This is a genomic window from Geomonas subterranea (genome assembly GCF_019063845.1).
GTDB lineage: Bacteria > Desulfobacterota > Desulfuromonadia > Geobacterales > Geobacteraceae > Geomonas > Geomonas subterranea.
In genome coordinates this window covers 2,126,835-2,146,282 of record NZ_CP077683.1, presented here as the reverse complement: position 1 = coordinate 2,146,282, position 19,448 = coordinate 2,126,835, and the positions used below count along the sequence as shown (strand labels likewise).

Below are 19,448 nucleotides of genomic sequence, written 5' to 3'. Positions count from 1 at the left end.
ATCTTAGGAGGTATGAAAGTGGCTAAAAAAGTTGCATTCCTTCAGGGGAACGAAGCTGCCGCACAGGGGGCACTCTACGCCGGGTGCACGTTCTTCGGCGGTTATCCGATTACACCCTCTACCGAGGTGGCAGAGGTTATGTCTGTCGAGCTTCCGAAGATCGGCGGTAAATTCATCCAGATGGAAGATGAGATCGGTGCCATGGCGTCCGTCATCGGCGCTTCCCTTACCGGCGCCAAAGTACTGACCGCGACCTCCGGTCCGGGCCTCTCGCTCAAGCAGGAGCTGATCGGCTACGCTTGCATCGCCGAGACCCCGTGCGTCATCGTCAACGTCATGAGGGGCGGCCCCTCCACCGGTATGCCTACCGGTCCTTCCCAGTCCGACGTCATGTGCGCCAAGTGGGGCACCCACGGTGACCACCCGGCCATCTGCCTGACCCCGGCTTCCGTGCAGGAACTCTTCGAAGAGACCGTGCGCGCCTTCAACCTGGCCGAGAAATACCGCACCCCGGTCATGGTCATGCCGGACGAGATCGTCGCCCACATGCGTGAGCGCATCGTGTTCCCCGAGCCGGGCGAGCTGGAAGTCATCAACAGGACCGCTCCGAGCGTTTCGCCGGCCGAGTACAAGCCGTACGACACCAGCTTCGGCGACGTGCCCCCGCTGGCCGCTTTCGGCAGCGACTACCGCTTCCACGTGACCGGCCTCAACAAGGGCCAGGACGGCTTCCCGACCACCAAGGCCGCCTGGGTGCAGGCCGAGGAAGAGCGCCAGGTGCGCAAGGTCGACGCCAACATCGACGACATCGTCCAGTTTGAAGAGTACGAACTTGCCGACGCCGAAGTCGCCATCGTTGCTTACGGCTCCACTTCCCGTTCCGCACGCTTCGCAGTGAACGAGGCGAGGAAACAGGGTATCAAAGCCGGCCTCTTCAGGATCAAGACCTTCTGGCCGTTCCCGGAGAAGCAGATCGCCGCTCTCGCCGGCAAGGTGAAGGCGTTCATCACTCCGGAGATGAACCTCGGCATGTGCACCGGTGAAGTGAAGCGCTGCGCAGAAGGTAAGGCAGCGGTCCACGGCATCTTCCGCGTTGACGGCGAGCCGATCAACCCGGGGCAGATCCTCGAAAAGATCAAGGAGGTTAAGTAACATGTCTTTTGATTACGATAAGTACATCCGTCCCGGCAAGCTGCCGCACATCTGGTGCCCGGGCTGCGGTCACGGCATTGTCATGAAGGGCCTGATCCGCGCGATCGACACCCTTGGTCTTCAGAAGAACAACACCGCCATCGTTTCCGGCATCGGCTGCGCATCGCGTCTTCCCGGCTACATGGATTTCTGCACCCTGCACACCGCGCACGGCCGCGCCGCCGCTTTCGCGACCGGCGTCAAGATGGCCAAGCCGGAGATGAACGTCATCCTGGTGGGCGGCGACGGCGACGGTACCGCGATCGGCGGCAACCACTTCATCCACGCCTGCCGTCGTAACATCGACATGACCTACATCATCATGAACAACAACATCTACGGCATGACCGGCGGCCAGTTCTCCCCCTGCACCCCGACCGGCGCCAAGGCGTCCACCACCGTGTACGGCAACCCGGACCCGGCGTTCGACGTCGCCAAGCTCGCCATCGGCGCAGGCGCCACCTTCGTCGCTCGCGGCACCGCGTACCACGCGACCCAGATCGACAAGCTGATCGCGGAAGCCATCCAGCACAAGGGCTTCTCCGTCGTCGAGATCCTGGACGACTGCCCGACCACCTACGGTCGCCGCAACAAGTTCAAGTCGGTCATCGAGATGATGAACCGCCTGAAAGACATCGCCGTTCCGGTCAAGGCCGCCGAGAAGATGACTGCCGAGCAGCTGGAAGGCAAGATCCTCACCGGTGTTCTGTACAAGGAAGAGCGTCCGAACTACACCGACGAATACGCGAAGGTCATTGAGCGCGCCAAGAAATAACAAAGGAGGAGAACCTCAGATGTCTCAGAGATATGAAATCAGATTTTCCGGGGCTGGTGGGCAGGGTCTCATCCTCGCCGGCGTCATCATGGCAGAAGCCGCTTCCATCTACGACGGCAAGCAGGCAGTTCAGTCCCAGAGCTACGGCCCCGAGGCAAGGGGGGGCGCATCCAAGTCGGAGGTCATCGTTTCCGACACCATGATCGACTACCCGAAAGCGACCGTGGTCGACGCGCTGCTCGCCCTGACCCAGGAAGCAGCCGACAAGTACTCCCACGACCTGAAGGAAGGGGGCGTACTGCTGATCGACTCCGACCTGGTGAAGAACATCCCGAAAGGGAACTTCAACACCGTAGCCTTCCCGATCATCAACACCGCCAAGAACGAAGTCGGTCGTGAGATCGTGGCCAACATCGTGGCGCTGGGCGCCATGGTGGCACTGACCGGTGTGGTCACCAAGGAAGGCGCCGAGAAGGCGGTCCTGGCCCGCGTGCCGGAGGCTTTCATGGAGCTGAACAAGAAGGCGTTCCAGATGGGTTACGAGAAGGCCATGGCAGCACGCGCCTAATCGTCCTGACATCCAGCGACACAGGAAAGGCCCGGCCTAAACAGCCGGGCCTTTTTTTATCCATAGCCTTAAGGCTTTAAATACTCTTACCTAACGCAAAGACGCAAAGTCGCAAAGGGACAAGCAAAAGCAGATACCTCAGGGGGTCAGTCTCAGATCTTCTTGTGCTGTGGGTTAGCACTCTTTGCGCTTTCGCGTCTTCGCGTTAAATTTAAAGCCATTGAAGTCTTCCACTGATCAGCTATAAAGAATAGGCCGCAGATACACTTCGGTCTTAAAGGAAGAATGCATGCCCCAGGAACTGTGTCACCTTGCCCTCAGACAGACTCTGGATCTCATCGGACTGACCGACGAGGCGCTGAAGGACCTGACCCGCCGCAAGTTCAACAGTGACGAACTGTACCACGAAGTGCTCGGGAAACTGCTTGGCGGCAACGGCCGTCGAGGCCCGCGCGGCATACTGATCGCCAACGAAGGGCCCGGTTCGGTCTGCTGCAACGGTCGCGTCTTCCACTTGAGACACGGCGCGCTCCTGGAACGCTCCGACCCGATCACCATCGAACCCGGTTCCACTTACGCAAGTAGTCTCCTCATGGTCGAAGGGGGGAGCGAGGCTGTGGCGCTCAACTGGCCGGACAGCTGTGCCAGCATAGAGGAGTTCCAGACCTTTTTCCATCCCCAGGTAGTGGCGGCCATGGGAGAGCCCATCCTCAATTTTGTGAGCTGCCGGATCAGCGGCGACGTCCGCGGTGTGATCGAGGCCTTCAACTACGCCGGACACGTGACTGAATACGATGCCGATGTACTTCGAAGCGCCGCAGTCATGATAGGATCCCTGCAGACCGTTTCCAACGGCATGCGCGAGACCGAACATGCCTTCCACTACACCATCCACGCGCTGGCACGGGCCTGCGAGGCTGCCGAGCCGGACACCGGGCGCCACATCGTGCGGGTCAACCGCTATGCCGGGGCGCTCGCGGCCAACATGGGGTTCAATACCGAATTCGTGGAGGACATCTCCTTGTCTGCGCAGATGCACGACGTGGGGAAGATCCGCATCCCCACCGAGATCCTGCTGAAAGAGGGGAGGCTGACCCCGAGGGAAATGAAGCTGGTGCGCCAGCATCCCGCGTACGGCTCCGAGATCATAGGGGACTCCCCCAGGCTTAGGATCGCCAGGGAGATCGCCATCTCGCACCACGAGAACTGGGACGGCACCGGCTATCCCAAGCGGCTCAGGGGGGAGAGGATCCCGATCTCCGGTCGCATCGTGAAGGTGGCCGATGTCTACGACGCCCTCCGCTCCCGGCGCAGTTACAAGGGGGCCATGACCCACCAGGAAACCCTGGACGTATTCAGAAACGGAGACGACCGGATCAACCCCGCCGCGCATTTCGATCCCGCAGTTTTGGCAGCCTTCTTCAGGATAGAGCACATGTTTGAGATGATCTACGACAGTTCCGTGCTCAAGCTGGGCCTCGACCGCGCCGTTGACCCGTCGAAATAAAATAGGGATTTGCGGTAAGGAACCGCGAGGGGAGGGCTGCGAGGATGTAGCGTTCCGCAACCTTACCTTGGTGGGGAGATGCCTGGAAGGAGGAGGATTGGAGGGGGATGAACGCACGAGCCCCCTCCCTGTCCCTCCCCCTCCGGGGGCGGGGACGCCTCGGTAGCTTGCTCGGAAGCTAGTGGTGAGAAGGGCGCCACTACAGCGGGAAGGGAAAGTACGTCCGCTCGCCCGTCGGGAGAGGGACGGGGTGATGGCAGGTTTTACGCTCCGGTGCCTCTGTGCAACCGCTCCACCCGGTGCTGCATGATGATCTGCTGCAGCTTCTCGGGCGGTACCTCCTTGTTGTTCAGCAGGCCTGGATCTATTCCCAACTGCGCCGCGTTCAACTTCGCCACTTCCAGCGCCTCCTCCCATCCCGGCATGGATGCATGAAAGTCCGCCGCCACCTGCAACGGCAGGAAATCCTGGATCCCCCCTTTGATGGCATCGAGCGCCAGCCTGATCTTGGTTGAATCCCGCAGTTCCTCCCACCGGTTGGCGTTATTGTGCAGCCTGTTGACCGCCTGCAGCGCGCGTTGCAGCGCGACCGGCAGACGCAGCCTTTTGCAGAAGGCAGGTACCTGCTCGGCGCCCAACGCGTCGTGCCCGTGGTGCTTGGGGTGGAGTTCCGGTGGCGTGTAGAGCTTCCCCAAATCGTGGAAAAGGGCGCAGAAGCGTGCGGTCGGATCCGGCGTCAATTGCGCCATTCGGTCCAGGACCTGCAGCGAATGCGTGAACAGGTCACCCTCCGGGTGATGCTGCGGCGGTCCAGCAGGGATATCGGGCATCCTGAAGATCTCGGGGAGGAAGTTGATGCCGATCCCGAACTCCAGCATACGGCGGAAAAAACGGGACGGGTCGTCCTTCCCTACAGCTTTCAGCAACTCCTGGGAGAACCGCTCCATGGGGATCCGTTGCAGGTCGGGAGTCCAGTCCCGGCTCCTCAGTACGGCTTCCGCCTCCGCGTCAAGGCGCCAGCCTTCACACTCGAAACGGAAGGCGCGCAGGATACGCAAAGGGTCGTCCGTGAGGCTTGTGGGACTGCAACAGCGCAGGACGCGCCGCGCGAGGTCGGGTTCGCCGCCAAGGGGATCAGAGAGTTGGCCGCTAAGCGGCATAGCCATCGCGTTCACGGTGAAGTCGCGGCGGGAGAGGTCGTCAGGGAGGGCGTCCAGCGAGGGGAGCCAGGTTACCTCGATTTTGCCGAAGGGTTCTTTGAACCGGAAGTAGATGTTGGGGGTGCTTTTCGACTCCACCAGGCGAAAGCCCAGGGCGGTGAGTTCCTGAACGGGAACCGCCGCGGCTAGGTCCACGTCCTGGCAGTCGACTCCGAGCAGGACGTCCCGCACCATCCCGCCCACCATGAAGATGGAAGCGTGCAGGTGTTTAGGGAAAAAAGCTTTCAGTTGCGAGATCAACTGGTCCAAGAATGCCTCAGTTCCCTCCCTCTCCCCCCGGGACAGGGGCGGGGTGAAGGCGTTGCCACGAAGGAGGGACCTGGCCGCGCCAGAGCCCTCACCCGGCCTTCGGCCACCCTCTCCCAGGGGGAGAGGGTATGGATGAAGTTTCGCTGGCGATTTTGCGCCTCAACGGCTTCGCGTCTTGCGTCAGGCCTGAAAGCCCTTTAACCCTTAGCCTTTTCCAGCAGCGCCACGTCCTCGACGTGCACCGTCTGCGGGAACATGTCCACCGGCTGCACCTCGAGCGTCTTGTAGCCGAGCTGTGCCAGGATATCCAGGTCCCGCGCCAGCGTTTCCGGCGAACAGGAGACGTAGATGATCCTCTGCGGCTTGATAGCCGCCACGCTTTTCAGCACCTTCTCGTCGCAACCTTTCCTGGGCGGGTTCAGCACGATCAGGTCGGCGCCCCCTTCCTGTCCGATCTCGTCGATGAGATGCACGGCGTCGCCTGCCTCAAAGCTGCAGTTGTCCGCACGGTTCATGGCCGCGTTGGCGGTGGCGTCCGCGACCGCCGCATCTACGACTTCGATGCCCACGACTTCGCGCGCCTTGTCCGCGAGGAACAGCGAGATGCCACCGATGCCGCAGTAAAGATCGATCACCCGCTCCTTGCCGGTCAGGCGGGCGAAGTCGCGCACCTTCTCGTAGATGATGCGGGCCGCGCCGCTGTTCACCTGGAAGAAGGAATGCGGCGACAGGTTGAAACTCTTGTCCCCGATGTAGGCCTTCAGAGTCTGCGCCTTGGTGATGGAGCGGTCCTTGTGGCCGAAGATCACGTTGCCGGTCGAGGTGTTGATATTCTGCGCCACCACGGCAACTTCGGGCACCGCCTGCTGGATGAACTTGGCCAGGTGGTGCATCTCGTTGTACCCCTCGTCGGTGGTCACGAAGACCACCATGACCCTGTTGCTCTGCTCGGCCACCCGCACCACCAGGTACCGCAGCAGCCCCATCTCGCTCTTGGGGTTGTAGATCTGCACCTTGCCCTTCTTGATCCCCGCCTTAGCGGCCTTCACCACCTTGTTGATCAGCGGGTGGTGCAGGGCGCAGTCCGCGATCTCCAGCACGTCGTGGCTGTTGCGCCGGTATATGCCGATCACCGGGTCGTTGTTCTTCCCCGCCACCACCAGCTTGGCGGTGTTGCGGTAGCCGAGCTCGCTGGGGGAGGCGATGGTATCGTGGATCACCGCGTCGGAAAGCGACGGGAACTTCCGGATCTGCCTGGTGACCAGTCCCTTCTTCCAGGTAAGCTGGGCCGGGTAGCGCATCTGCATCAGGCCGCAGCCGTCGCAGGCCCTTCCCATTTTGCAGGCGGGGGATGGGTTGCGGTCAGGAGAGGCTTTGAGGGTCTTGATGATGTTGGCGAAGGATTCCCTGCGCCCTACGTAGGTGATCTTCGCCACCAGCGCTTCACCGGGGAGACCGCCCGCCACCAGAACTCGCGTCCCTTCGTGGTTGGCGACGCCGAACCCTTCGTCGTTGGTGGAGGTGATGTGGAGCTCCAGCACCTGGCCACTTCTCAGGGCGGGCTTCCGCTCCTCGCGCTCACGCTCAGGGCGTGCCCCCTTGTCGACCCGGGCCGGCTTGGCGGCTGCTTTGCTTTCAGGAGCCCGGGGAGCTTTGAAATATTCAGGGTCGCGCTGGTCGCGCGGCTTTGCAGGGGCTGGGCGTGTTTTTTTGCCGGTAAAGGATGCAGCAGAGGGACCTGCAGGCTTTGTCTTGGAGGGATGGGCTCCGGCCGTTGCGGTGTTTCCAGGGGTGGAGTTGCGAGCTGCAAGGGATTGCCCAGGCTTTCCAGCTCCTGAGGGATGCTTTACTCTATCTCTTTTGGGTGCGTCGCTTTTATTTTTCATCCCTCTTGTTTAAAGGGAAACGGCATTCCTGTCAACCGCCGAATTGTCATAGGAAATTCATTGCAGGCTGACTTTAAGCCGCTAGACTGGACCCTGTAATCCCTTACCGCAGATATTGGGAATACTGGGTACGAGGTCGGACCGCCAGACAAAGATAGATTGGAGGTGACCATGGGTGGATTGGGAAAGATTATCCGTTGGTTTTTTTTGCTGACGCTCTTCGTTGCGGTATCGGTGCAGGCCGAGGAGGCGCGGCTTAAACTAAGCAGCCCCGCTTTCAAGCATGCCGGCAAGATCCCATCTGTTTACAGCTGCGACGGCTCCGATACCAGCCCGCCGCTCGCCATTGCCGATGTCCCCAAGAAAGCCAAGTCGCTCGCCTTGGTCATGGACGATCCCGATGCGCCTGCCGGTACCTGGGTGCACTGGGTGCTCTGGAACATCGAGCCAGCGACCAAGCAGATCGTGCAAGGGAGGGTGCCGCACGGTGCGGAGCAGGGGGTGAACAGCTGGCGGCGCAAAAGCTACGGAGGCCCCTGTCCCCCGTCAGGCCAGCACCGCTATTATTTTCGCCTCTACGCACTCTCCGAGCGCCTGGACCTCCCCTCCAACAGCACGAGGCTGGAACTCGACCGCGCCATGCGCGGCAAGATCCTGGCGCAGGCCGAGTTACTCGGGGTGTTTGCGCACCGCTGAGGGCCTAGTAGGCGAAACAATCGCAGCCGAGGTCCCAGAAACGCCGCTGTCGCGGCAGCCAGATGCGCGTGTGGCGGTGTGACGGGGCGGCCTGCTCGCGCATGGCGAGGGGAGCCGACGCACCCGACGCATCACCGCGATGGTAACCGCCGTAACTCCCCACCGGCGACCAGTCCGGGCTCACCGGCAGCGGCGGCACCAGGTTTCCGAACTCCTCGCCGCCGTACACCACCTTCCCGCCGACCACGGTCAGCACCGAATCGATCGCCTTGATCTCCTTCTCGGGGACTTCGAAGTAATCCGCGGAAAGGACCGCCAGGTCTGCCAGCGCGCCGGGTGTCAAGGTTCCCTTCTTCCCCTCCTCACCGGAAAACCAGCTGCTCCCCTCGGTGTACATTCTGAGCGCCTCCATGCGGCTCAGGTGGTTCGCCTCTGGGTAGAGCAGCGTCCCGCCGATGGTGCGCCCGCTGACCAGCCAGTACAGCGACAGCCACGGGTTGTAGCTCGCCACCCGTGTCGCATCGGTGCCGGCGCCAACCGGGATGTCCATAGCCATCATGCTGCGGACCGGCGGCGTATGTGCTGTTTCCCGCTCGCCGTAGCGGTCCAGGAAATACTCGCCCTGGAAGGCCATCCGGTTCTGTATGGCGATACCGCCGCCCAGCGCTTTGACCCGCTCCAGGTTCTCCTGGGTAATGGTCTCGGCGTGGTCGAAAAACCAGCGCAGCCCGTTGAACGGGACCTCCCGGTTCACCGCCTCGAAGACGTCCAGAAAGCGCGTGATCGATTCGTTGTAGGTAGCGTGCAGACGGAACGGCCAGCGCTTCTCCGCCAGCAGCCGCACCACCGCTGCTAGCTCCTCCTCCATCATCGCGGGGAGGTCCGGGCGCGGCTCCAGGAAATCCTCGAAATCGGCGGCCGAGAAAACAAGCATCTCGCCGGCACCGTTCATGCGCAGAAAATCGTCCCCCTGTCCCGGTTGCGTCATGGTGACCCACTGCGAAAAATCGGCCAACTCGCCCTTGGGGTGCTGCGTGAACAGGTTATAGGCGATGCGCAACGGGAGCTCTCCCGCCTTGGCCAACTCATAGATGACACGGTAGTCGTCGGGGTAGTTCTGGAAACCGCCACCGGCATCGATGGCGCTGGTAAGCCCGAGCCGGTTCAACTCCCTCAGGAAGTGGCGCGTCGAGTTCACCTGGTCCTCGAAGTTCAGCTTGGGTCCCTTGGCGAGACTCGAGTAGAGCAGCATGGCGTTCGGCTTCGCGATCAAGAGCCCGGTGGGGTTGCCGTTTCTGTCCCGCTCGATCATCCCCCCTGGCGGATCAGGCGTGTCCTTGCCGTAGCCGAGCGCATGCAGAGCAGCCCGGTTCACCAAGGCGCGGTCGTACAGGTGCAGGATGAACACCGGGGTGTCGGGCGCTGCCAGGTTCAGCTCATCGAGGGTCGGCATGCGGCGCTCCGCGAATTGAAACTCGGTCCAGCCGCCGATAACCCGAACCCATTGCGGCGGCGGGGTGCGCTTCGCCTGCTCCATGAGCATCTCTAAAGCCAGCGCGAGGGATGGGACGCCGTCCCAGCGCAGTTCCATATTGAAGTTCAGTCCCCCCCGGATAACGTGTATGTGCGAGTCGTTCAGCCCCGGGATCACCCGGCGCCCTTTCGCGTCGATCAATTGAGTGTTGTCATCCGCTGTCGCGGTCAATTCTTCTCCGCCGAGAGTCTCCACTTTGCCGTCGCGTATCGCGATAGCAGAGGCGTCCGGGCTTTGTGCGTCCAGCGTGCTGATTTTGCCGTTAAATAGAATTAGGTCCGGTCCTTTCATGTCTTGCCTCCTCAAAAAGAAGCAGTCACGGAGCACCCCTGTCTGCCGGAAGTACAACCCTTGGGAAACCTTCAACATGCGCCGCAGGCCCTGCTCCATACTCCTTCTCCCCCTGGGTGATGGCGTTGTCAGGGAGTTGGATAAGCGGAAAAACTCTCCCTCACCCGGCCTGCGGCCACCCTCTCCCAGAGGGCGAGGGTATGTTCAGCTGCCACTTCCTCAGTAAACCGCGGCTGGCCGGTGCGCCGGAGCACAGCCGTTGGGTATAACCTTCAACCTGCGCCCAGTCCCTGCCCATACTCCCTCTCCCCCTGGGAGAGGGCTGGGGTGAGGGCGTTGCCACGGAGTTGATAAGCGGAAAAACTCTCCCTCACCCGGCCTGCGGCCACCCTCTCCCAGAGGGTGAGGGTATGTTCAACTGCTACTTCCTCAATGAACCACGGCTGGCCGGCGCGCCGTGCACCATGGTGTAGGCGTACTCGACCCCCTGCCCGTAGGCACCGGCATGTTCCTTCACTACAGCGATCACCTCGTCGTAGGTTTCTTTGCGGGCCCAGGTCCTTTGGTACTCCAGCAACACCTGTAGAGAAGTCATCGGTACCGCCCCGGCTTGCTCGATCCTGCGCATTGCCGCGTTGTGCGCCGCAACGCTGGTGCCGCCCGAAGCATCTTCCACCGCGTACACCTCGTACCCCGCCTTCATGGCGTCCAAGGCGGGGAAGGCGAGGCAGACCTCGGTCCAAAGCGCCGCCATGATCAGCTTGTTTCGTCCTGCTGCCTGCACCGCCTCAACGAACTTGGGATCGTCCCAGGAGTTCATGGAACTGCGCTCGATGATGTCGTTGTCCGGGAAGATGTCCAGAAGCTGGGGCCACATGTTGCCGGAGAAGCTCTTGGTCTCGACGGTGGTGAGGATGGTAGGGACGTGGAATATCCTTGCTGCTTTGGCCAGCAGTATCACGTTGTTGAAAAGCGTTTGCCTGTCTATGCTTGAGACTCCGAAAGTCATCTGAGGCTGGAAGTCGATGAAGATGACCGCGCTGTTGGTTGGGTTTAGCAGATCCAGTTTACTCATGACAGCTACCTCCTGTGTCTTTTACCTCCAATAGGCACAGTATAGTCCTCTGGCTAATTAGTGGCGCAGGAATTTGCCAGTTGCCGCTGCCCGTCGCAGTGACGGTGGGGGGTGATCCTCCTTGCTTTTCCCCATAGATTTAGCTACTATGTCCCGCTATGAAAAAGCTCACCAGGCAGATAAAGATAGGCAACGTGCCGATCGGTGGCGGCGCTCCCTGCTCCGTACAGTCCATGTGTTCCACCGACACGAGAAACATCGCAGCGACCCTTGATCAGATCGGCCGTCTAGCCGAAGCCGGCTGCGAGATCGTGCGCTGCGCGGTACCCGACATGGACGCCGCCCAGGCCCTGGCCGCCATAAAAGTTGGCAGTCCCCTGCCGCTTATCGCCGACATCCACTTCGACTATAAGCTGGCACTGAAGGCCCTTGAATCCGGCGTCGACGGTCTGCGCCTCAACCCCGGCAACATCGGCGAGCGCTGGAAGGTGGCCGAGGTGGTCAAGGCTGCGGCCGAACGACAGATCCCGATCCGGATCGGTGTCAACGGCGGATCGCTGGAGAAGGAACTCCTGGTCAAGTACGGGCATCCGACTCCCGAGGCGATGGTAGAATCCGCCCTGGGGCACGTCCGGATCCTGGAAGAGCTCAACTACCAGGAGATCAAAATTTCCATCAAGGTGTCCGACGTGCTGCGGACGCTGGAGGCGTACCGCCTTCTCTCCGATGCGGTCGATTACCCGCTGCACATCGGCGTCACCGAGGCCGGCACCATATTCTCCGGCACCATCAAGTCTTCCGTCGGCTTGGGGATCCTGCTGCACCAGGGGATCGGCGACACCATGCGCGTGTCGCTCACCGGCGACCCGGTGCACGAGGTGCGTGTCGCATACGACATCCTCAAGTCGCTGGGGCTTCGGCAGCGCGGCATCAACTTCGTCTCCTGCCCGACCTGCGGCAGGTGCCAGATCGATCTCATCCCCGTAGCCGAGGAAGTCGAGCGGCGCCTGGCGCACCTGGACAAGAACATTACGGTGGCCGTCATGGGATGTTCCGTGAACGGACCCGGTGAGGCGCGTGAAGCCGATTTTGGCATCGCCGGAGGCAGGGGAGAGGGGCTCCTTTTCAAGCATGGTGAGATCCTGCGCAAAGTCCCCCAGGACAAGCTGGCCGATGCCTTGGTCGAGGAAGTGTTAAAACCCTAAAACCATCAGCCACAGAGGGAATCTGAGAAAATCTGAGAGAAGCAAAAGACTTTTGGTGTAAATCCTGTCTCGTTTCGGTTTTCTCAGAAGTTCTCAGATTTTTTCCGTGGCTAACAGTTTTACTTTTTGCTTTTAAATTCACTCAGAGGTCCATCTAATGCGTTATTCCCAGTACTTTATTCCTACCGTGAAGGAAACCCCCTCTGACGCGGAGGTCATCTCCCACAAGCTGATGCTGCGCGCCGGCATGATCAGGAAACTTGCCGCCGGCATCTACAACTACCTGCCACTGGGGCTGCGCTCCATCCGCAAGGTGGAGCAGATCGTCCGCGAGGAGATGAACCGCGCAGGGGCCATCGAGCTCCTGATGCCCGCCGTGCAGCCGGCCGAACTCTGGAAGGAGTCGGGGCGCTGGGAATTCTACGGCAAGGAACTTTTGCGCTTCAAGGACAGGAAGGACGCAGAGTTCTGCATGGGACCCACCCACGAAGAGGTTGTCACCGACCTGATCCGCAAGGAGATCCGCAGCTACCGGCAGATGCCGATCAACCTGTACCAGATCCAGGGCAAGTTCCGCGACGAGATCCGCCCGCGCTTCGGCCTTATGCGCGGCCGCGAGTTCATAATGAAGGACGCCTACTCCTTCGACGTGAACGAGGCGGGTGCGGACGTCTCCTACGAGAAGATGTACAAGGCCTACCGCCGCATCTTCGAGCGCTGCGGCCTGAAGTTCCGCGCCGTCGAGGCCGACACTGGTTCCATCGGCGGTAACTACTCCCACGAGTTCATGGTGCTGGCCGACTCCGGCGAGGACGCCATCGTTTCCTGCTCCTGCTGCGAGTACGCGGCCAACATGGAGAAGGCCGAGACCAGGAAGAGCGAGGCGGTGGAACACGCCGATCCCCGCCCGATGGAGCACGTCGCTACCCCCGGGCAAAAGAGCATCGAAGATGTTTCCGCCTTCCTCGGCGTCAACGCGACCCAGGTGGTGAAGACCCTGGTGCTGGTCGCCGACGGCGAACCGGTCGTAGCACTTGTGCGCGGTGATTACGACCTCAACGAGATCAAGCTGAAGAACCACCTCGGTGCGGCAGAACTGGAGATGGCAGAAGACGACGTGGTCCTCAAGGTGACTGGCGCACCCACCGGCTACGCGGGCCCGGTCGGCCTCGCCGGCAAGGTGAAGGTCGTCGCCGACCTCTCGCTGCAGGGGATGCACAACTTCGTCACCGGCGCCAACGCCGCCGATACCCATCTGAAGAACGTCAACATCGGGCGCGACTTCAACGTCGACGGATACGTCGACATCAGGAACGTGGTCATCGGCGATCCCTGCCCGCGCTGCGACAGCGGCAAGCTGGAGATCTGGCGCGGTATCGAAGTCGGCCACGTCTTCAAGCTGGGGACCAAGTACTCCAAGGCGCTGAACGCGAGCTTCCTCGACGCCAACGGCAAAGAGCAGATCATCTTCATGGGATGCTACGGCATCGGCATCGGGCGTACCGTGGCCGCCTGCATCGAGCAGAACCACGACGAGAACGGCATCATCTTCCCTATTCCCATCGCGCCGTTCCACTGCATCGTATCCGCGCTTTCCGCAAAAGATGACGAAGTGAAGGCCGCCTCCGAGCAGATCTACAACGAGCTCCTGGAAGCGGGAGTGGAAGTGCTGCTAGACGACCGCGATGAGCGTCCGGGCTTCAAGTTCAAGGACGCCGACCTGATCGGTATCCCGCTGCGGATTGTGGTCGGCGCCAAGACTCTCGCCGAAGGCAAAGTCGAGCTGAAGGAGAGAAGGGGTGGCGAGGTGGAGATCCTGCCCATCGCCGAAGCCGTAGCCAAGGTGAAAGCCGCCGTCAAAGAGGCACTGCAGGCATAAACCTTAACACCATTGGCCACGGAGGAAATCTGAGAAAATCGGAGACAGAGAAGTCAAAAGCCTTTGGGGTAACCAGTCTAAAACTTTTTACGGGTTGGTTTTCTCAGATGTCCTCAGATTTTCTCCGTGGCTAACGGTTTTGACTTTAAGGATTTGACTATGACTAGAGAAGAAGCAATCAAGAAGATCATTTTCGCCATGGACGTGAAGGAATTCAGCGACGTCCAGTACTGGGCCGAGCTCCTTTCCCAGCACGTCGGCATGTTCAAGGTCGGCAAGCAGCTCTACACCGCCTGCGGCCCGGCCGCTGTCCGCATGATCCAGAAGTGCGGCGGCGAGGTGTTCCTCGACCTTAAATACCACGACATCCCGAACACCGTTGCCATGGCCGCCCTCGAGGCCGCCAATCTCGGCGTCCAGCTGTGCGACCTGCATGCCATGGGTGGCTACGAGATGATGAACAAGACCATGGAGACCCTGGACAAGAACTTCAGCGGCTGCACCGCGCGTCCCAAGGTCCTCGCCATCACCGTGCTCACCTCCTCCAACGAAGAGACTCTGCGCGGTATCGGTATCGACCTCCCGGTCCCCGAGATGGTGGTGAAGCTCGCCAAGCTAGCCAAGAGCGCCGGTGTCGACGGCGTGGTCGCCTCTCCGCAGGAAGTGGGCCTGATCAGGGAGGCCTGCGGCAAGGACTTCCTGGTGGTCACCCCCGGCGTCCGTCCGAGTTTTGCCTCCGCCGACGACCAGAAGCGTATCATGACCCCCGCCGAAGCCGTCAGGGCAGGCTCCGACTACCTGGTCATCGGTCGTCCCATCGCCGCCGCCCAGAGCCCGGCCGAAGCCGCCCAGAAGATCGTCGACGAAATCGTAGCCGGTTAGTCATCGCGTCCACTGTAGGGGCGAATAATCATTCGCCCCCGTTTCACCGTCGCCTCCGCGTCAGTTCCCGCCCCGGGGGATGGACAGGGAGGGGGCGCGGGGGCCGGGAACAGTAATGTAGGAGCTTCCCGTGAGGAGATAAAACTCGCGCCAGGAAGCTCCACCTATTTTGAGGGAACCATGTCAAAAGAAGAAATCATCTACGGCCTGAATCCGGTCACCGAAGCCCTGCGCGGCAACCGTCGCATTTTCGAGCTTTTCGTTGCCGGGATCAGCACCGACAAGCGCCTGGAGAAGTTGCTGAAGCTTGCCGCGGAGAAGAAGGTCCCGGTGCGCCAGCGCGAGAAAGCTGACTTGGGCCGTTTGTGCGGCACCGACCATCATCAGGGCGTCGCCCTAAAGGTGGAGCCGTTTCCCTACGCCGACCTCGACGACGTGCTGGCAGGGCTGCAGGGAACCCGGGACGGCCTGATCCTGGTCCTCGACAGCGTGCAGGACCCGCACAACCTGGGCGCCCTGATCCGCAGCGCCGCCTGCGCCGGCGCCCATGCCGTCGTCATACCCAAGGACCGCGCCGCAGGCGTCACCGCCGTCGTCGAGAAGTCCTCCGCCGGCGCCACCGAGACCGTCGCCGTGGCACAGGTCACCAACATCTCGCAGGCGCTGGAGAGTTTGAAGAAAGCCGGTTTCTGGATCTACGGAGCCGACGGCTCCGCGAAACACACCCTTTACCAGCAGGACTTTACCGGTCCGGTGGCTCTTGTCATAGGTGGGGAAGGGGAGGGGATCCGCCCCCTGGTCAGGAAGGGGTGCGACGAAGTGGTCAGCATTCCGCTGCAAGGAGGCGTCAACTCGCTGAACGCCTCCGTCGCCGGCGGTATCTTCCTCTTCGAGGTAGTACGTCAGAGGCTTTGCGGCAAGAAGTAAAGAAGGATGAATGCAAGGGATCTACAATCCAAATTGATTTTGCAGTTATCCCTTTTATCCCCTTTATCCCTGTTAGTTTTCTTCAAATGTTTACATTGACTTGTTGGAAGCCGTGTAGTATAAAGTTTGAGTTGTTCATGACGCGGGGTGGAGCAGTCTGGTAGCTCGTCGGGCTCATAACCCGAAGGTCACAGGTTCAAATCCTGTCCCCGCAACCAAACGATTACAAGGGGTTAGCCGTAATGGCTAACCCCTTTTTTCGTGCCATGTGTACCAATTTGTGTACCTGTGGCGGTGACTGTATTTGAAAAGGCATCACCGATTTCGTCGGTTTTGTCTGCCCCTGTTGGCATCTTTCGGAGAAAGATGACGCCACGGAGGGCACCAATGGCAGGAATATACCGGCGCGGAACCACCTACTATGCTATGTACTACATCGGGGGGAAGAAGCACCGCAAGAGCCTCGAAACCGACGATGTGAAAATCGCGAAAGCCAGACTTCGTAAACTTGAGGACGAACTCGACGCTGGCAGCGATACACCCTTCCCGACCAAGACCTCAATTCCGATAGTCCTTGAGGCGTATATCCAGCATATGTTCTCTTACCGGGATGCAAAGAGTGTGAACCGGGATCTTTCGCCCATGCGGATCATGTTCGGAGAGGTCTGTTCCTCCTTGAAGGTGAAGAACAAGGCCATAGTGGAAAAGATTGAACACCGTGCAACAAAAAAAGGGAAGGGTGAGAAGCTTTCACCATTAGAGGCATCTTCTTTCGAGGCCCTGACTGCCAGGACGATGTCCCGGTGGCTGTCCGAATATGCGACTACAAACTGTGCTGCTCCCAAAACCTGCAACAGGTACCGCGAAATCCTACAAAAGATGTTTGCGTGGGCAACCGATGTTTATGGAATCAAGTTCCCAGGAGGGGATAATCCAGCATTGAAGATTAAGCGGTGGCGCGAAGGAGCGCCGGTAATCGTTTTTCTCACAATTGATGACATCGCCCACCAACTCTCGGTGTTGCAGGGGAAGCAACAGTTGCAGACGATGGCAGCTGTTTATATCTACGCAGGCCTCCGCCGTGAGGAAGGCCTAATGCTTCAGGGGCAGGATGTGGATCTGGAGGCAGGGTATATAAGAATTCGCTCGAAGGAGGTCTTGGGGCGTAGCTGGCAGCCCAAGAACGGGAAAAACCGGTTGGTACCAATTTCGTCGGAGCTGCGACGGTATCTCGAGACCTATAAACCAACTCCGTCCGAGGGTAACTGGTACTTTCCTTCGCCTGAAGGGGGCTGGTGGGACCCCGACAACTTTTCAGGACGCGCCCTGGCTCCCATAAACAAGGCGAATGGCCTGACATGGGGATGTGACGAGTTCAGACACACCTTTGGCAGCCAACTCGCCATGGTTGGGACTGCTCTCCAGAAGATCGCTAAGCTGATGGGGAACTCCGTGCAAATCTGTGAGCGTCATTACGCCGCGCTTCTCCCTGAAAGCTTGGTCGACTGCGTAGAATTCCCGAAAAAAGTAGATGCTGAGGCCTCACAGCCACGAACCGCTGGTCGTATGCAAATGGAAAGTGGGAGACCGCAGTTGCGCCTGATTGTTTCAAGACCTTAAAAAGCTACAGGTAGCTTATATAATGGTGGGACCCTACAAGAGAGCTGGATGGATTGCTCTTGTAGGGCTCAGCCGGTCGAGGTGCTCCAATCTTTGCATATTGCACCATCCAGGAGTGTAGGCGGTACTAGCTTTTTATTGTATCCATCTTCTATACCCGTGGATACGGCAGTAGCTGAGTAATGCGTCTCGCCATGGACCGAGGCGATCTAGCGCTGCTGTGAGACCGGTATATGGGGTGGGGCGCCATTCCGGATGATCGTAGATAATGCTGGCAGCGATCCTCTCCGAGGTCGAAAGCGCGAGGGGGGACTCCCCGGCGTCGACTCGCTCGACAATGTGTTGAATCTCCCATTCCGGGCTGTGGATTATGTGGGGTGTCATTGAATTACCTCCTCTTTTCTGGGTGTTTTGGGTAGATGCTTTGCTCACAGAAAACCTGGAGAGCCAGGTATTCTATAGGTTGAACGACGTTGTCACGCCGTACGGTTCCGCTCGAATTCTTCGACTTCAGCCAGTAGGTACCTGATATTGCCGTTTCGGCCAGATCCTAGAATAAATCTCCTGAATTTGGCTTTTTTAGCAGCACGGTCTGCGGCGCTCCGCGAGCAGTCCCAACGTTCTGCAAGTTTGTTTGGTGAAATGTAAAGGCCTCCAGCTTTTTCACTAAGTCGAGGTTCGGTTTGTGGGCGTTTCATGGTATCCTCCGCTGATTATTTGGCGGAGAATGCCTGCGTGGGCAGACAAAATAGTGAATGCCTAAAAAATATTTTCCCAAGGAATAATCTTGACTTCTCTGTATCCGTGTCTGAAAATAAAACTATACTTGCCGTAAGGCCGTCTCCATCTATCTAGATGGGTAAACATCGCCCAAGCTGGCGATTATCTTCTGCTGCGGAGTCCCGCATCTGGATGACAGCAGCAGTCTCATCGATCAGCAACCACCTACTGAAATTTGGGTGGATTGCTGCACCTCTCCCATGGCAACCAACGATGCGTCTATCTCGCGCATCGCCGTGCTGCCGCTATCGTAATGTTGCCCTACGCCTGTCTGTGTGGCACAGATCTCCGTTCGTTAATTCCAGCAATATTGAGGACCTGCCTTGTGCCGCTCGGTTGCACGTCGTTCGGGTACCGCGGTTTCGTATTGTCTGGGGCAATCAAGTAATCTTGCGCTGTGCGTGGACTGAGAACCACGCGTGCCCAAGGCGTACACTTTATACCTACCCTTTTGCCCGAAGTCTTAGATTCCCCGTTGTATTAAGACAACAAGACAATGTTTCCTGCCGAGTCTTCTTGGCTGTTCCGAGATCAGCCCAAGAGGCACCCGCCTCTGAAACTGCACCCAAGCAAGGAATCTGAAGACCATCTCCCTCAATTTGTCTTACCGCGTAGTCATCATCTCCTTATAAGCACCAAAAACGCTGCATAAGGAGATTATTATGGGAATAACAACTACAATTTCGATTGAACGTGGAGTGCTCACCGCTTATCCGAATTCGGTGGTCGACTCCGAGAAGCGCAAAGGGACATGGCGCACACGCAAGTGGGCTGGAATTTTGAAAACAGGGGAGCCGAGTTCAGACTTCCTTGAGACTTTCCTTACAGAGACGGGCGATTCGCTCGTAAAAGTTGACAAACTTAAATTACGCTCAGCTGTGGTGTTTGCTTGTGACCAATGCGAGTATGGGCGAGTGGCGGTTTATAACAGGTGGTATGGTGTAGTCGTTGGAATTACTGAAAGCTATGTGATTTTAGAGCAGTATGCTTCGCAAGAGGAGGCGTATGAATGGTCTAAATTCCATTTGATTGAACTTCCAGATTGGGCTAAATGATGTGCAATCTTGAGGATTGTAGCGGTTTGCCATCGATTTTTATCCCCCCCTATCGGCGTCTGAGGGTACCCCACCTCCTATGAAACCTTGAGCTGTCACATAGTGTGG

General features: G+C 59.3%; 15 protein-coding genes and 1 tRNA gene. 12 read left to right on the top strand and 4 right to left on the bottom strand.

Features of this window, described 5'->3' with window-relative positions:
• Nucleotides 1-18: 18 nt before the first annotated feature.
• The 4 genes from KP001_RS09305 to KP001_RS09290 all read left to right on the top strand — a co-directional run bounded on the left by KP001_RS09305 (nucleotide 19) and on the right by KP001_RS09290 (nucleotide 4,041).
• The gene (locus KP001_RS09305; RefSeq protein ID WP_217289240.1) at nucleotides 19-1,152 is read left to right on the top strand and encodes a 2-oxoacid:acceptor oxidoreductase subunit alpha; all 1,134 of its coding nucleotides are present in this window, start codon (nucleotides 19-21) and stop codon (nucleotides 1,150-1,152) included.
• Nucleotide 1,153: 1 nt separating this feature from the next.
• Entirely contained in the window at nucleotides 1,154-1,966 is an 813-nt protein-coding gene (locus KP001_RS09300) for a 2-oxoacid:ferredoxin oxidoreductase subunit beta (protein WP_129126502.1), read from the top strand.
• Nucleotides 1,967-1,985: 19 nt separating this feature from the next.
• Nucleotides 1,986-2,534, top strand: coding sequence for a 2-oxoacid:acceptor oxidoreductase family protein (locus KP001_RS09295; RefSeq protein ID WP_216500655.1), 549 nt, complete (start codon nucleotides 1,986-1,988; stop codon nucleotides 2,532-2,534).
• A 289-nt stretch (nucleotides 2,535-2,823) separates the two neighbouring features.
• Nucleotides 2,824-4,041 (top strand): HD-GYP domain-containing protein, encoded by a 1,218-nt coding sequence (locus KP001_RS09290; RefSeq protein ID WP_217289239.1) that lies wholly within the window; start codon nucleotides 2,824-2,826, stop codon nucleotides 4,039-4,041.
• 263 nt (nucleotides 4,042-4,304) lie between these two features.
• On the opposite strand, the gene KP001_RS09285 is transcribed toward KP001_RS09290, so the two are convergent.
• On the bottom strand, nucleotides 4,305-5,510 hold the full coding sequence (locus KP001_RS09285) for an HD domain-containing protein (protein ID WP_217289238.1): 1,206 nt from the start codon (nucleotides 5,508-5,510) through the stop codon (nucleotides 4,305-4,307).
• Between the two features lie 197 nt (nucleotides 5,511-5,707).
• Nucleotides 5,708-7,051, bottom strand: coding sequence for a 23S rRNA (uracil(1939)-C(5))-methyltransferase RlmD (rlmD, locus tag KP001_RS09280; RefSeq protein WP_217289237.1), 1,344 nt, complete (start codon nucleotides 7,049-7,051; stop codon nucleotides 5,708-5,710).
• A gap of 516 nt (nucleotides 7,052-7,567) precedes the next feature.
• Between rlmD and KP001_RS09275 the strand changes: the two genes are divergently transcribed.
• Entirely contained in the window at nucleotides 7,568-8,092 is a 525-nt protein-coding gene (locus KP001_RS09275; RefSeq protein WP_217289236.1) for a YbhB/YbcL family Raf kinase inhibitor-like protein, read from the top strand.
• A gap of 4 nt (nucleotides 8,093-8,096) precedes the next feature.
• Here KP001_RS09275 and KP001_RS09270 read toward each other — a convergent pair whose 3' ends face one another.
• On the bottom strand, nucleotides 8,097-9,917 hold the full coding sequence (locus tag KP001_RS09270) for an amidohydrolase (RefSeq protein ID WP_217289235.1): 1,821 nt from the start codon (nucleotides 9,915-9,917) through the stop codon (nucleotides 8,097-8,099).
• Between the two features lie 421 nt (nucleotides 9,918-10,338).
• Nucleotides 10,339-10,992 (bottom strand): hydrolase, encoded by a 654-nt coding sequence (locus KP001_RS09265; protein ID WP_217289234.1) that lies wholly within the window; start codon nucleotides 10,990-10,992, stop codon nucleotides 10,339-10,341.
• 158 nt (nucleotides 10,993-11,150) lie between these two features.
• On the opposite strand from KP001_RS09265, the gene ispG reads away from it, so the two are divergent.
• The 7 genes from ispG to KP001_RS09230 all read left to right on the top strand — a co-directional run bounded on the left by ispG (nucleotide 11,151) and on the right by KP001_RS09230 (nucleotide 19,340).
• Nucleotides 11,151-12,197, top strand: a complete 1,047-nt coding sequence (gene ispG, locus KP001_RS09260) for a flavodoxin-dependent (E)-4-hydroxy-3-methylbut-2-enyl-diphosphate synthase (RefSeq protein WP_217289233.1) — start codon at nucleotides 11,151-11,153, stop codon at nucleotides 12,195-12,197.
• Between the two features lie 157 nt (nucleotides 12,198-12,354).
• Nucleotides 12,355-14,076 (top strand): proline--tRNA ligase, encoded by a 1,722-nt coding sequence (locus KP001_RS09255; RefSeq protein ID WP_217289232.1) that lies wholly within the window; start codon nucleotides 12,355-12,357, stop codon nucleotides 14,074-14,076.
• A 159-nt stretch (nucleotides 14,077-14,235) separates the two neighbouring features.
• Nucleotides 14,236-14,958 carry an orotidine-5'-phosphate decarboxylase gene (gene pyrF / locus KP001_RS09250; RefSeq protein ID WP_217289231.1) on the top strand — a complete coding sequence of 241 codons (723 nt, stop codon included), beginning with the start codon at nucleotides 14,236-14,238 and terminating at the stop codon, nucleotides 14,956-14,958.
• Between the two features lie 180 nt (nucleotides 14,959-15,138).
• Nucleotides 15,139-15,885, top strand: a complete 747-nt coding sequence (gene rlmB / locus KP001_RS09245; RefSeq protein ID WP_217289230.1) for a 23S rRNA (guanosine(2251)-2'-O)-methyltransferase RlmB — start codon at nucleotides 15,139-15,141, stop codon at nucleotides 15,883-15,885.
• A gap of 141 nt (nucleotides 15,886-16,026) precedes the next feature.
• A tRNA-Met gene (locus KP001_RS09240) sits at nucleotides 16,027-16,103 on the top strand.
• A gap of 169 nt (nucleotides 16,104-16,272) precedes the next feature.
• On the top strand, nucleotides 16,273-17,505 hold the full coding sequence (locus tag KP001_RS09235; protein WP_217289229.1) for a tyrosine-type recombinase/integrase: 1,233 nt from the start codon (nucleotides 16,273-16,275) through the stop codon (nucleotides 17,503-17,505).
• Between the two features lie 1,442 nt (nucleotides 17,506-18,947).
• A complete protein-coding gene (locus tag KP001_RS09230) occupies nucleotides 18,948-19,340 on the top strand; it encodes a hypothetical protein (RefSeq protein ID WP_217289228.1) in 393 nt (130 codons plus the stop codon).
• Nucleotides 19,341-19,448: the final 108 nt, after the last annotated feature.

What these genes read in the sequence shown, in the direction of transcription:
- rlmB (WP_217289230.1), top strand. Translation starts at nt 15,139, where the DNA reads ATGTCAAAAGAAGAAATCATCTACGGCCTGAATCCGGTCACCGAAGCC.
- KP001_RS09235 (WP_217289229.1), top strand. Translation starts at nt 16,273, where the DNA reads ATGGCAGGAATATACCGGCGCGGAACCACCTACTATGCTATGTACTAC.
- KP001_RS09265 (WP_217289234.1), bottom strand. Translation starts at nt 10,992, where the DNA reads ATGAGTAAACTGGATCTGCTAAACCCAACCAACAGCGCGGTCATCTTC.
- KP001_RS09300 (WP_129126502.1), top strand. Translation starts at nt 1,154, where the DNA reads ATGTCTTTTGATTACGATAAGTACATCCGTCCCGGCAAGCTGCCGCAC.
- ispG (WP_217289233.1), top strand. Translation starts at nt 11,151, where the DNA reads ATGAAAAAGCTCACCAGGCAGATAAAGATAGGCAACGTGCCGATCGGT.
- KP001_RS09270 (WP_217289235.1), bottom strand. Translation starts at nt 9,917, where the DNA reads ATGAAAGGACCGGACCTAATTCTATTTAACGGCAAAATCAGCACGCTG.
- KP001_RS09290 (WP_217289239.1), top strand. Translation starts at nt 2,824, where the DNA reads ATGCCCCAGGAACTGTGTCACCTTGCCCTCAGACAGACTCTGGATCTC.
- KP001_RS09230 (WP_217289228.1), top strand. Translation starts at nt 18,948, where the DNA reads ATGGGAATAACAACTACAATTTCGATTGAACGTGGAGTGCTCACCGCT.
- pyrF (WP_217289231.1), top strand. Translation starts at nt 14,236, where the DNA reads ATGACTAGAGAAGAAGCAATCAAGAAGATCATTTTCGCCATGGACGTG.
- KP001_RS09275 (WP_217289236.1), top strand. Translation starts at nt 7,568, where the DNA reads ATGGGTGGATTGGGAAAGATTATCCGTTGGTTTTTTTTGCTGACGCTC.
- KP001_RS09295 (WP_216500655.1), top strand. Translation starts at nt 1,986, where the DNA reads ATGTCTCAGAGATATGAAATCAGATTTTCCGGGGCTGGTGGGCAGGGT.
- KP001_RS09255 (WP_217289232.1), top strand. Translation starts at nt 12,355, where the DNA reads ATGCGTTATTCCCAGTACTTTATTCCTACCGTGAAGGAAACCCCCTCT.